We start from the raw sequence: 12,390 nt of genomic DNA on the forward strand, positions 1-12,390 counted from the left end.
TCGTACCCGCGAGTCATGTTACCTACCTCAAAAGGAGTCATCCTATGGCCACCACCATTGCCGGAATCCGGATTCCCGACAGCGCGATGGCACGCGCGGCGACCGAATTTGTTCGCGACACCGAATCGGACCTGCTCTATAACCATTCGCGGCGCGTGTTTCTTTTTGGTGCCCTTACCGGAGAGAGAAAGCAGTTCAAATACGATGCGGAATTGCTCTATATCGGCGCGATGTTTCATGACATCGGTCTGGTCGATGCCTATAGCAGCAAGGCAGACCGCTTCGAAGTCGATGGGGCGAATGCGGCGCGAGATTTCCTCAGGCAGTACAACGTGAGCGAGTACGACATCGAGCAGGTATGGCTGTCGATCGCATTGCATACGACGCCCGGCGTGCCGGAGCATCTGAAGCCGGTAGTCTCGCTGGTGACGGCGGGTGTCGAGATGGACGTACTTGGGCTTGCGTACGGCGAGTTCAGCGAGGAGCAGCGGGTGCAGGTGGTGGAGGCTCATCCGCGCGAAAAGGACTTCAAGAACGGCATCATCGATGCGTTTGCTCATGGCACGAAGAAGAAACCCGAGACGACATTCGGTAACGTCAAGGCCGATGTGCTCGATCTTCGCGACCCCACGTACAGGCGACTGAACTTTTGCAAGATCATTTTGACGTCGGCGTGGGACGATTCGAACGGGCATGTGCACGACACGCACTGCGCTTGCGGCGGCGCTGCTTCTGCAACGGTGTAATAGCGGCAGTCGGGAAAGTGCCGATCGCCGTCAGGGAGCAGACCTCATTCGTGCCGACTGCCGGCGAAACGCCCGCACGACTTCCAGAAACGCCGTCAGCGCGGGCGCCGTATCGCCTTTCCGGTACAGGCAGTTCAGTTCGATATGGCGAAGACGTCGCGAACGCAATGGCCGATAAGCGAGGCCCGGTAGTTTGAGATTTGCCGCAGAGGCCGTTGTAATACAGACGCCGAAACGGCTCGCGGCAAGACTCATCGCGGTAATGACATCCTCGACTTCCTGCTCCACGACGAGCGCGATGCGTTCTTCGGCAAATGCGTCGGTGACTTCCTGCGCGAGACCGCGAAGCGCCGCATTGGGATAGAGAATCATGGGCTGGTTGTCCAGATCACCGAGCGATAGGGTGTTCTTGTGAGCGAGTGGATGCTGCTCGTGCAGGGCGACGATAAATTGTTCCTTCAGCACCATCTCTACGACAATGTCGTCTTCAGCGGGCACGTAGCGATTAAATCCGACGCTGATGCGGCGCTCGCGTAACGCCTCGATTTGGCCGGCCTTCGACAGGTTGTGCAAGCCGATTTTCACGCCCGGCCGATCTGTATGAAATCTTGCCAGCAGCTGAGGTATCGCATGTAGTACCCCTGACGTAAAGATGCCGACATCGAGCCTGCCCAACATGCCTTGGCCTGCCAGTTGGGTATGTTCCGTGGCGCGCCGCGTGAGCGTCAGGATATTGGGTACTTCCGCGAGCAATGTTCTGCCCGCTTCCGTCAGTTCCGCTCCCTTGGGGGTGCGAACGAATAGCGCCGCGCCCAATTCGTCTTCCAGAGCCCTGATATGCCGGGTCAACGGCGGCTGGGCCATATGCAGGCGTTGCGCGGCACGCCCGAAGTGCTGTTCTTCAGCGACAGCCAGGAAGTAACGCATCTGTTTCAGTTCCATGGACCACGGGTCTCCTTCATACCGAAACCGTATCGTAACGGCAAAAAACGGTATTGGACTGTATCCGGGCGGCCTCGGCAAGATGACGTACATCGCGGTGCCGTTCGTGCTCGCCGCTCAATCAGGATGGATTCTCTATGCCTATCGTGCACATTTCCCTCGTTGCCGGTCGCAGTGACGATGCCGTCAAGGCCTGTGTCAAGGCCGTTGCGATTGCCGTTCACGAGAGTATCGGCGCACCGCTCGACAGTATCCGCGTCTATGCCACTCAGGTGCCGTCCACTCACTGGGCCGTAGGCGCTCAAACCAAAGACGAGCTGGTCGCGGCGAGTGACGTGAGCGCGTCTCCGGCTGGAGCGGTGAGATGAACGCCGGGCAGATCAAGGATGCGGCGTCGGCTCTGCGCGCCGCGGCCCACACGCATGCGTTTCTGGCGCCGTTGCGCGAAACGTACCCTGACATGACCATCGACGACGCTTATGCGGTCCAGAGCGAGAACGTCCAGTGGCGGATCGATGAGGGGCGGCGCATCGTCGGCGCCAAGATCGGCCTGACGTCCGTGGCAGTTCAACGACAGCTCGGCGTCGATCAACCGGATTTTGGCGTCCTGTTTGACGACATGAGCTTCGGACACGGCGAACCGGTTCCCGTTGGCTTGCTCACACAGCCGAAGGTCGAGGCTGAGATCGCGTTCGTGCTGGGCCGCGATATCCACGTGGGCGACGCGGGGCATGCAACGTTCGCGGATGTCGTGGCCGCCGTCGACTATGCGCTGCCCGCGATCGAGATCGTAGGCAGTCGCATTGCGAACTGGAATATCGGCATCGTCGACACCGTAGCGGACAACGCATCGTCGTCGGCGTTCGTATTGGGGGGCCGCCCCGTGAAGCTGGATGCCTTCGATCTCCGGCTGTGCGGCATGCTGCTCGAGCGTCGCGGCGAACCCGTCTCGGTCGGGGCGGGGGCTGCTTGCCTTGGCCATCCGCTCAACGCGGTCACGTGGCTGGCGCGCACCGTGATCGAGCGAGGCACGCCGCTGCGCGCCGGCAGCGTGGTGTTGTCGGGCGCGCTGGGTCCGATGGTATCGGTCGAGCCCGGAGACCGATTTGAAGCTCATATTCATGGTCTCGGTTCCGTCAGCGCTGTTTTTGAATCCCATTCGAAAGAGCCATCCTGATGAGCCAGATCCAATCCATTGCCGCACAACTCGACGACGCAGCTCGTCACGCGCACGCGATATCGCAATTCGATCCTCAGGGAGCGTTGTCGCTTGAGGACGCGTACGCGATCCAGCGCACGTCGATCGAGCGACGTCTCGTGCGAGGCGAGCGACGAGTCGGCGTAAAAATGGGCTTTACCAGTCGCGCCAAGATGGCGCAGATGGGTCTTTCCGATGTTATCTGGGGGCGTCTGACGTCCGCGATGCAGGTTGAAGAAGGTTCGGCAATCGACCTGTCGCGCTATGTGCATCCGCGGGTCGAACCCGAGCTGGCCTTTGTTCTGAAGCGGGGTCTTCACGGCAACGAGACGGGCCCTGCTGCGCTGGCTGCTGTCGAGGCGATCGCTCCCGCACTGGAGATCATCGATTCGCGTTACCGCGACTTCCGCTTCAGCTTGAGCGAGGTTATCGCAGACAACGCGTCGTCCAGCGGTTTCGTCATCGGGCCGTGGAGCGATCCACGCGCAGACTTCTCGAATCTCGGGCTCGTGATGAGCATTGACGGACGAACCGTTCAAGTCGGTTCTACGGCCGCGCTGCTCGGCCATCCGCTACGTTCGCTGGTGGCGGCAGCGCGCCTTTCCGCGGCGGCGGGTGAGCCATTGGAGGCGGGCGACGTCGTGATGGCGGGCGGTGCGACTTCGGCCGAATGGCTCAAACCCGGGCAGTACATTGGCGTGGAGATGGAACGGATCGGCCGTGCCGGTTTCCACACGGACAGGCAGCGATTGATCGGTCAGTAAGGCGAAGCGTTATGGAGGGCGACATGACGGACAAGCTAAAGGTGGCAATCATCGGATCCGGGAATATCGGCACCGACCTGATGATCAAGATCCTGCGTAATGGCCGGCACCTGGAAATGGGCGCCATGGTCGGCGTCGATCCCGCATCGGACGGCCTGGCCCGTGCGGCGCGCATGGGCGTGATGACGACCGCGAAAGGCATTGAAGGCTTGCTCGAGCTGGGGATGTTTGGCGAGATCGACATCGTGTTCGACGCCACATCGGCGGATGCACATGCGCGTCACAACGAGATCCTGCAGGCACACGGCATTCAGGTCATTGACCTCACACCGGCCGCTATTGGGCCGTACGTGATTCCGGCGATCAACCTGGAGTCGGAAAACGCCTCCAACGTGAACATGGTCACGTGTGGAGGGCAGGCCACGATCCCGATCGTCGCCGCGGTGTCTCAAGTCGCCAAGGTGCACTATGCCGAAATCGTCGCGTCGATCAGTAGCAGGTCGGCAGGCCCGGGCACGCGCGCCAACATCGATGAATTCACCGAAACGACGCGAGCCGCTATTGAACAGATCGGGGGTGCAACGCGAGGCAAGGCCATCATCATCCTGAACCCGGCCGAGCCGCCGCTTGCCATGCGCGATACCGTGTTCGTTCTGTCGGACGCTGTCGACACGCGCGCTGTCGATGCAGGCATCGAGCGCATGGTCGCCGCCGTGCAAGCGTACGTCCCGGGTTATCGTCTGAAGCAGAAGGTGCAGTTCGACATGATCGAACGGGACAAGCCATTGAATGTGCCGGGCGTGGGTACAAGACACGGCTTGAAAACCTCGGTCTTTCTCGAAGTCGAAGGCGCCGGCCACTATCTGCCTGCCTACGCCGGCAATCTGGACATCATGACATCGGCGGCACTGGCTTGTGGGGAAACGATGGCTCGCCGGCGAATGGCGGCCGGTGTGGCGCGTGGTCGGAAGGAGGTTGCGTAAGTGAACAGCATGAACCGCAAAATCTACGTTTCCGATGTCACTTTGCGTGACGGTAGTCACGCGATTCGGCATCAATATAGTATCGAAAACGTAAGATTGATCGCGTCCGCTCTCGACGCGGCCGGTGTCGATAGCATAGAAGTCGCTCACGGCGACGGCATTGAAGGATCGAGCTTTAACTATGGCTTCGGCTTGCATTCGGACGTCGCATGGATCGAAGCTGCCGCGGCGAGCGTCACGCACGCGAAAATTGCGACCTTGCTCATTCCGGGAATCGGCACGATTCATGACTTGCGGAATGCTTATGATGCCGGTGCGAGAATTGTCCGTGTGGCGACGCATTGCACCGAGGCCGACGTATCGCGACAGCATCTGGAGTTCGCAAGCAAGCTTGGAATGGACGCCGTCGGCTTTCTGATGATGAGCCATATGACGACGCCCGCCAGGCTCGCGGAGCAGGCCCGGCTGATGGAGCGCTACGGTGCAACCTGTGTCTATGTCGTCGATTCGGGCGGGGCGCTCGGAATGAACGATGTCAGGGAGCGATTCCGGGCATTCAAGGACGTACTGAAGCCGCAGACGTTGACCGGCATGCATGCTCATCACAACCTGGGTCTCGGGGTTGCCAATTCGCTCGTGGCACTCGAAGAAGGCTGTGACCGTATCGATGCAAGCCTGGCTGGAATGGGGGCAGGCGCGGGTAATGCGCCGCTTGAAGTGTTCGTTGCCGCCGCGGAGCGGCAGGGATGGCGTCATGGCTGCGATTTATACCGCCTGATGGACGCCGCCGATGACCTCGTGCGTCCACTTCAGGACCGGCCCGTCAGGGTCGATCGTGAAACGTTGGCACTCGGTTATGCGGGCGTCTACTCGAGTTTTCTCAGGCATGCAGAACTTGCGGCGAGAAAGTACGGGTTGAAAACGGTCGATATCCTTGTGGAACTGGGGCGTCGGAAGATGGTGGGCGGTCAGGAGGACATGATCGTCGATGTCGCGTTGGACCTGGTTTCGCTTGCCTCGGGCGGCGTACTGGCAACCGACGCCAGCAGCCATCGGCGATCCGCAACCCTGACTGAATGAATCGGTATGGGTGACGCTCGTTCGACGAAGTCAATCGCTTTCCTGCACGATCAGGCGCAGACATTTCAGGAACAGCGGGCGGTATTCCTGCGGCAGGCGTTCGAGAAGTTTCTTTTCGACGCTTGAGTCACGCGTCATCATTCGATCAAGCAGCGCCGCGCCGGCAGGGGCGAGAAATAATTCATACGCCCGGGCATCGGTTGCGGCCGGGGTTCGTTCGATAAGACGGTTGGCGCACAGCCGCTTTACCATCTCGGCGACGGTATTGCGGTCCATAAAAAGCTGTTCCGCGAGCAGGTTTTGACTCATTCCGGGATGTTGATAGAGGGCGATCAGGGCAGCTTTCTGTCGTGGCGTGACCGATTCATCGTGGAATTCCGAGGCAAACAACTCTTCCGCTTTGAAGTGAGCACGACGCAAGAGATGCGACGTCACTTGATCCAGCCGGAAAGCGTCCAGAATCTTCGTGGTGACTGGGGACAATTCAGGGTAGTTCTTTTTTTTATGCATATCGTGGGTTCCAGAGTCGAATAACAGGTCGCTCGCCGGTGTCCGTGAAGGCGCATAACGGGCAGATGGCTACAGTCGGTTGCCGACATATTATACGTATAGAGACAATGCGATTGATACCGGCAGACTATCAAGGTGTTGGCTTGACCAGTCTTAACCAGGCATGATCTCGGAGTGAATTCGGGTTAATCCCAATAATTTTGGCTATTTTTAGTTTGACAGTGCAAGTTGTGCTACTTAGACTTTGAATTGCCATAGAGCGAATTGGCTTGCTTATAAATGACGTGTACGTACTATTTGAATGTGTTCATGCCGGAATATCCGGCAGCGGATGGAGGAACGAGGTGCGTCGACTTATGAGACCTTCGGCATTGCCGGCTCCGAGGTTTCGCTATACACCGGTTGTCCGGGTAGGTTCTCTAGTGTTCGTGTCCGGACTGATTGGACTCGACCGGATGACGGGCGAATTGGCAACGGGTGGTGCGGCGGAGGAGACCCGGCAGGTGTTGCACAACTTGCTCGCACTTTGCGAGGCGGAGAAGTGGTCACTTAGAACCCTCGTGTTCGCGCGGGTATACTGCGCCGGCCACGAGAGTGCTGCAGCCGTGAATGATGCATGGGACGAGTTCTTCAGGAATGAGCCGCCGCCAGCAAGAAGCTTTGTCGTCGTAGCGGGACTGCCGCTTGGGGCGGCAGTCGAAATTGAATTCCAGCTAGTTGTTTGAAAGGAGGCAATCGTGAGCGGAGGTCGAATTCTTTCTGGCATGTTGGCACCGCATCCGCCGCATCTCGTCTACGGAGAAAATCCGGCACAGAATGAGCCGCGTTCCGAGGGAGGGTGGGAAGTATTGCGCTGGGCGTACGATCATGCTCGAGAAAGTATCGAGCGTCTGAAACCCGACGTCCTGCTCGTGCATTCGCCGCATTGGATTACGCAGGTCGGACATCATTTTCTTGGTGTTCCCGAGCTCTCTGGCAGATCGGTCGATCCGATCTTTTCAAATATTTTCCGGTACGACTTTTCGCTCAAAGTCGATGTGGAATTGGCGGAGGCCTGCTGCGAAGAAGGCCGAGCCCTCGGCCTCGTGACCAAAATGATGCGCAATCCTGCGTTTCGAGTCGACTACGGCACGATCGTGACGTTGCATATGGTGCGACCACAATGGGATATCCCCGTCGTCGGTATTTCGGCCAATAACAGTCCGTATTACCTCAATACCGGCGAGGGATTGGGGGAGATGGACATTCTGGGGAAGGCCACGCGCGAAGCTATCAGAAAGAGCGGTCGCCGCGCTGTGCTGCTTGCGAGCAACACGCTGTCGCACAGACATTTTCACGAAGAACCCGCACTCCCTGAAGACATGTCCAAGGAGCATCCCGAGCGCTACGACAGTTATAAATGGGACATGCGTCTGATCGATCTGATGCGCAAGGGCAAGATGCGGGAAACATTCTCACTCTTGCCGCAATTCATCGACGAGGCATTTGCAGAGGTCAAGTCAGGCGCGTTTACGTGGATGCACTCAGCCATGGGGTATCCCGAACTGGCGGGGAAGTTCTATGGATATGGAACCGTCATTGGAACGGGAAACGCCGTGATGGAGTGGAATCTTGAAGAAGCCGGCCTGGCGGCGCTCGAACCGGCGCTCCACGCCTGAGCAGCATTCATGACTGTGTACGGCGGTATGTCGTGCGCTTTTGCTACGAACATGAGCTGGAGTATTCCGTGACCATCGTATCGGCATTTCTCGTACCGGGAAGCCCGCTTCCTCAGCTGCGCGGCGACGTACCGCCGTGGCGGCGGCTCGCATCGGCAATGCGTGAAGCGGGTCAGGTCCTGGCGGGTTCAAAACCCGACGTTGTCCTTGTCTATTCGACCCAATGGATGGCCGTGCTTGACCAGTTGTGGATCAACCGGGCCAAAAGCACGGGGCTGCACGTAGACGAAAACTGGCATGAGTTCGGTGATCTACCGTTCGACATATCGAGTGACGTGGAACTTGCTGAAGCGTGTGTCCAGGGTTGCAGGCAAGGCGGTGTTCATGCAAAAGGCGTCGATTACGACGGTTTTCCGATCGATACCGGCACCATTACCGCCGCAACCCTGATGGGGTTCGGGACACCGGATCTGCCGGTTGTCATTGCTGCCAACAACCTGTACCACAGCCCGCAGCAAACGGAGGCACTCGGACGGATTGCATCCCGCGCGGCAGATGCGGCTGGCAAGAAAGTCGCCGTCGTGGGGATCGGTGGACTGTCGTATTCGATGTTTCGCGAGCCGATTGATCCGAGTGCCGATCACATCATTTCAGAAGGCGATGATCGGTGGAACCGTCGCATTTTGCAGTTGATCGAGGCCGGAGCCGTTGACGAGCTTCGCTCGGCCATTCCCCAGTATGCGTCGGAGGCCCGGGTCGACATGGGATTCAAGCACTTCTTCTGGATACTGGGGGCGCTGGATGGGCGGTTTTCCAGCGCCAGGATTCATGAGTATTCGCCGCTGTATGGCAGCGGCGGTACCATCGTGGAATTCGTGATCTGACCTTGAGATACCACATCGGCGGCATCTTTACCTGGTCATACTGATCGTATTGCCATCGGCTCAACACGGTGATCGTTTCGAGGAGAAGCTGTGAAGCATTTCAGAAATTTTGTAAACGGGGAGTTTATCGAAAGCAACAGCCGTTTCCCGAATCACAATCCGGCTAACGGAAGGATCATTGGCGAGGTACATGAAGCTGACCGGGAACTCGTGGATTTCGCGGTCGACGCGGGACATCGTGCGGTGCGGGGAGGATGGGGCAGGCTGAAGGTTGCGACGCGCGCGGCCATGCTGTACGGGATTGCTGACGAGATCGAACGCCGCTTCGACGACTTTCTCGAAGCCGAAATGAGTGATACCGGCAAGCCGGTGTCTCTTGCTTCAAATGTGGATATTCCCAGAGGCGCGGCGAATTTCAGGATGTTTGCCGACATTCTGAAGACGGCTCCGCTCGAGTCGTATAGAACCGAATTATCGGACCGCAATCATGCGTTGAACTACACCGTGCGCAAGCCACTCGGGGTCGTGGGAGTCATTTCGCCATGGAATTTACCGTTGCTTCTGTTGACCTGGAAAGTGGCTCCGGCTCTTGCATGCGGAAATGCCGTGGTTGCGAAACCCTCTGAAGAAACACCGGGCACAGCCACGTTGCTGGCCGAGGTGATGCATAAGGTGGGCTTGCCGCCCGGCGTATTCAATCTCGTGCATGGAAAGGGACCGGGATCGGCGGGCGAATTCATTACCACGCACCCGAAGATCAACGCCATTACATTTACCGGCGAGTCCGCGACGGGAACCGCAATCATGCATGCAGCGGCGAAGCATGTGAAGCCCGTCTCGTTCGAGCTTGGAGGAAAAAACGCGGCTATCGTATTCGCCGACTGCGATTTCGATAAGACCGTCGAGGGCATGATGCGTGCCATCTTTTTGAACAGCGGCCAGGTATGTCTGTGCTCGGAACGCATCTTTGTCGAGCGACCAATCTACGAACGATTCGTCGCAACCATGGTTGAGCGCGTCTCGGCTCTCAAGCTCGGAACATCGACGGATTCTTCGACGACGATGGGTCCGCTCATCTCTGCGGCCCATCGCGACAAGGTGCTGTCGTACTACCAGCTCGCTCGCGAAGAGGGGGCGATTTTCCATGCCGGCGGCAGCATTCCCCAATTGGGTGGCGAACTCGATGCGGGTTTCTGGGTACAACCCACGCTTATCTCAGGACTGCAAGACAGTGCCCGGTGCATCAAGGAGGAGATTTTTGGCCCCATCTGCCATATCTCTCCCTTCGACAGCGAGACGGAGGTGGTCGATCGTGCTAACGACACCGAATACGGTCTTGCGGCCACGATCTGGACTTCCAATGTACATCGCGCTCATCGCGTGGCGGAGTCGATGAATGTCGGGACCGCGTGGGTCAATACCTGGTTCCTGAGAGACTTGCGCTCGCCATTTGGTGGAAACGGCCTTTCCGGCGTCGGGCGCGAGGGCGGTTTGCATTCACTCAATTTCTATTCGGAGCTGACCAACGTATGTGTAAGCGTAGAGCAGTGAGTGCCATGTTCCTTCAACAGGAGGTGAGCAAGTGAAGGACTTCCGGAACCAGGCAACGACGGCAACCGTTGTGCCGGGGCGTGCGACTCCCAGAGGGAAGTATCCGCATATCAAACGCGCGGGTGATTTTCTATTCGTCTCCGGCACGAGTTCGCGCCGGGCTGACAACAGTGTTGCGGGCGCGAGTTCGGACGAGCCAGGCGTTCTCACAATGGACATTCGCGAGCAAACGCGGGCGGTTATCGAGAACATCCGGTCAATTCTCGAGAGCGAAAAGGCGGGCCTTGAGGACGTGGTCGAAGTCTGCACTTATCTGGTCGATATGGGGGACTTCAAGGGCTACAACGAGGTCTACGCGGAGTACTTCGACTTTTCCGGGCCTGCCCGCACGACGGTTGCGGTCCACCAGTTGCCGCACCCGCATCTGAGAGTCGAGATCAAGGCGGTCGCTTATCGGCCGCTCACGGGTTCGGAGTGATCGAACGATCAGTGCTGCAGCCAGCCGCTGATGTCGTTCAGAACTTGCTGCTCGATCCCAAGAAAGCCGTGAGGCGCGTGGGCGCCGCATTCGGCTCGCTTGCTGCCGCCTCCCGCCGAACTGGAGACGGCGATGAAGGCGAAGCCATTGCCGGACGCGAGACTCCGTGCATTGCCGAATGGGGAAACCATGCAGCCGTCGTTTTCATTGGAGACGACCAGCACGCGCGCATGATTTTCCGGCCACGCGAGCCCCGATAGCCCGGCTTGCGAACCTCTTGCCACCGTGACGGGCGAGGTGAGGACGAACGCGTCGGCGATATCAGGGCTGCGCTTGAGCAGATTGCCGACCGTAATCGTGCCGCGGCTCGTGCCGACCAGTGCGATCTTCGCTTGCGGGTAGCGCTGCCGCAGTACCGAGATCGCGGCTGCGACGTCCTGGCGGGCCGGGTCGCTCAGGCGGAAGGGGTCGTCCATGCCATCCGGATGATCCGAAGGCGTGTCGAAGATCACCGCGGCGTCGCCGAGGCCGGTCCAGTACGAGGCAGTCCGGAGGACGAAATTGCCCGCCATTCGCATCGGGCCGCTACTGGCCAGCCCGACGTTGCCGTTGTCGCCGGCGAACAGGATCACGATCCAGGGCGGCGTGCTCGATGGGGCGTCGAGCCAGATGCCTTGCGTAACGTCCGACCGGCTCGGGATCTGGATCAATTCGGCGGCAGACGCCGTGCGGGCGCATAGCAGGGAAGCTGCCGCGAGCGTGGCCACGAGCAGCGAACGGACCCCGGCGGCCAGGACGGCCATTGGAGGAGAAGGCAAGGGCTTGCGGTGTTCCATCGTTTCCCCCGGACTGACGTGACAGGTCGCACGATTCTATCGCGTCCGCCCCGTTCCCAATTCTTTGGCAGAGCGAGGCGCGAGACTTACGTGCACTATCCGACCGGAAGGCTTCGGCGTGGAATACGATCAGCAGATCTGATTACTTACGCCAATACCATGGAGAAGCACGTCGAGTTGTTGCTCGATGTTTGCGCGATCGTAAGAAACCATCGCCACGCGCCAGAGACCTTGCAGGAAGGTGACGATGATGGAGGCGACCATCATGGGGGCCAGCGACGGCTGCAATAGCCCCTTTTCCTTGTCTTCGCGCACCCGGGTAGCCACTGCCGATTGCAGTTCCGTGAGGATCCGCTCCGCGCGCTTGCGCAAGTCGGGATCGTCCAATACCTCCGGAGCTTCCATGGCGGCCAGCATGCACAACTTCGATGGGGTTGCGGAATCGTCCAGACAGTCAAGGACTACTGCAAAAAATGCCTGGATTCCTTCGAGCGCTGTCGGCGCGTTCGCGAGAGCTTCCATGCGCCTGGCAACGATCTGCTTTTCATAGCGTTCAATGCAAGCAAAGTACAACTGCTTCTTGCTTTTGTGGCTATTGTAGAAAGACCCTTCTCCAATGCGCATGACCTTCAGTAAGTCACGCAATCCGGTCTGGGCATAGCCGCGTTGCCAGAATAGTGCGAGGGCGGCGTCAAGGGCCTCTTCGTAGTCGAATGCAATTTTCCGAGCCATAGTCCGATTTTCCTTAATTGTAACGGCC

At 58.9% G+C, this 12,390-nt stretch carries 15 protein-coding genes and 1 tRNA gene; 12 read left to right on the top strand and 4 right to left on the bottom strand.

Going from position 1 to position 12,390, the window contains the following annotated elements:
• Nucleotides 1–44 precede the first annotated feature (44 nt).
• Nucleotides 45–746, top strand: coding sequence for an HD domain-containing protein (locus G3N58_RS03215; protein ID WP_167047107.1), 702 nt, complete (start codon nt 45–47; stop codon nt 744–746).
• Between the two features lie 30 nt (nt 747–776).
• Here G3N58_RS03215 and G3N58_RS03220 read toward each other — a convergent pair whose 3' ends face one another.
• Nucleotides 777–1,688 (bottom strand): LysR family transcriptional regulator, encoded by a 912-nt coding sequence (locus tag G3N58_RS03220; protein ID WP_205998457.1) that lies wholly within the window; start codon nt 1,686–1,688, stop codon nt 777–779.
• A 137-nt stretch (nt 1,689–1,825) separates the two neighbouring features.
• On the opposite strand from G3N58_RS03220, the gene G3N58_RS03225 reads away from it, so the two are divergent.
• Genes G3N58_RS03225 through dmpG form a run of 5 tightly spaced genes read left to right on the top strand, consistent with a single transcriptional unit; the run spans nt 1,826 to nt 5,713 of the window.
• Nucleotides 1,826–2,056 (top strand): tautomerase family protein, encoded by a 231-nt coding sequence (locus G3N58_RS03225; RefSeq protein ID WP_205998458.1) that lies wholly within the window; start codon nt 1,826–1,828, stop codon nt 2,054–2,056.
• Nucleotides 2,053–2,865 (top strand): fumarylacetoacetate hydrolase family protein, encoded by an 813-nt coding sequence (locus G3N58_RS03230; protein ID WP_167283021.1) that lies wholly within the window; start codon nt 2,053–2,055, stop codon nt 2,863–2,865. Before G3N58_RS03225 ends, G3N58_RS03230 begins: the two co-directional genes overlap by 4 nt.
• Nucleotides 2,865–3,650, top strand: coding sequence for a fumarylacetoacetate hydrolase family protein (locus G3N58_RS03235; protein WP_167047095.1), 786 nt, complete (start codon nt 2,865–2,867; stop codon nt 3,648–3,650). Before G3N58_RS03230 ends, G3N58_RS03235 begins: the two co-directional genes overlap by 1 nt.
• A 23-nt stretch (nt 3,651–3,673) precedes the next feature.
• Complete coding sequence (locus G3N58_RS03240; RefSeq protein ID WP_205988473.1) at nt 3,674–4,633, top strand: acetaldehyde dehydrogenase (acetylating); 960 nt, start codon at nt 3,674–3,676, stop codon at nt 4,631–4,633.
• Nucleotides 4,634–5,713: a 4-hydroxy-2-oxovalerate aldolase gene (dmpG, locus tag G3N58_RS03245; RefSeq protein WP_167047089.1), complete on the top strand. Its 1,080-nt coding sequence runs from the start codon at nt 4,634–4,636 to the stop codon at nt 5,711–5,713. It begins immediately after the preceding gene.
• 30 nt (nt 5,714–5,743) lie between these two features.
• Here dmpG and G3N58_RS03250 read toward each other — a convergent pair whose 3' ends face one another.
• Nucleotides 5,744–6,223 (bottom strand): MarR family winged helix-turn-helix transcriptional regulator, encoded by a 480-nt coding sequence (locus G3N58_RS03250; RefSeq protein ID WP_167047087.1) that lies wholly within the window; start codon nt 6,221–6,223, stop codon nt 5,744–5,746.
• Between the two features lie 356 nt (nt 6,224–6,579).
• On the opposite strand from G3N58_RS03250, the gene G3N58_RS03255 reads away from it, so the two are divergent.
• From G3N58_RS03255 to G3N58_RS03280, 6 genes are all read left to right on the top strand, one after another.
• Nucleotides 6,580–6,948 (top strand): RidA family protein, encoded by a 369-nt coding sequence (locus G3N58_RS03255; protein WP_167283017.1) that lies wholly within the window; start codon nt 6,580–6,582, stop codon nt 6,946–6,948.
• A 39-nt stretch (nt 6,949–6,987) separates the two neighbouring features.
• Nucleotides 6,988–7,881, top strand: a complete 894-nt coding sequence (gene cnbCb / locus G3N58_RS03260) for a 2-aminophenol 1,6-dioxygenase subunit beta (protein WP_205299253.1) — start codon at nt 6,988–6,990, stop codon at nt 7,879–7,881.
• Between the two features lie 122 nt (nt 7,882–8,003).
• A tRNA-Ala gene (locus tag G3N58_RS03265) sits at nt 8,004–8,088 on the top strand.
• Nucleotides 8,040–8,765: a tRNA U-34 5-methylaminomethyl-2-thiouridine biosynthesis protein gene (locus tag G3N58_RS03270; RefSeq protein ID WP_241016971.1), complete on the top strand. Its 726-nt coding sequence runs from the start codon at nt 8,040–8,042 to the stop codon at nt 8,763–8,765. The genes G3N58_RS03265 and G3N58_RS03270 overlap by 49 nt, the downstream gene beginning before the upstream one ends.
• Before the next feature lie 90 nt (nt 8,766–8,855).
• Complete coding sequence (locus tag G3N58_RS03275) at nt 8,856–10,316, top strand: 2-hydroxymuconic semialdehyde dehydrogenase (RefSeq protein WP_205988475.1); 1,461 nt, start codon at nt 8,856–8,858, stop codon at nt 10,314–10,316.
• A 31-nt stretch (nt 10,317–10,347) separates the two neighbouring features.
• On the top strand, nt 10,348–10,794 hold the full coding sequence (locus G3N58_RS03280) for a RidA family protein (protein WP_167047072.1): 447 nt from the start codon (nt 10,348–10,350) through the stop codon (nt 10,792–10,794).
• 8 nt (nt 10,795–10,802) lie between these two features.
• On the opposite strand, the gene G3N58_RS03285 is transcribed toward G3N58_RS03280, so the two are convergent.
• Both G3N58_RS03285 and G3N58_RS03290 read right to left on the bottom strand, forming a co-directional pair.
• Nucleotides 10,803–11,630: a hypothetical protein gene (locus tag G3N58_RS03285; RefSeq protein WP_205998460.1), complete on the bottom strand. Its 828-nt coding sequence runs from the start codon at nt 11,628–11,630 to the stop codon at nt 10,803–10,805.
• A 129-nt stretch (nt 11,631–11,759) separates the two neighbouring features.
• Nucleotides 11,760–12,362, bottom strand: a complete 603-nt coding sequence (locus tag G3N58_RS03290; RefSeq protein WP_205998461.1) for a TetR/AcrR family transcriptional regulator — start codon at nt 12,360–12,362, stop codon at nt 11,760–11,762.
• Between the last annotated feature and the right edge of the window lie 28 nt (nt 12,363–12,390).

The sequence above is a fragment of the Paraburkholderia sp. Ac-20342 genome (assembly GCF_017104985.1).
In the GTDB taxonomy this organism is placed as follows: Bacteria; Pseudomonadota; Gammaproteobacteria; order Burkholderiales; family Burkholderiaceae; genus Paraburkholderia.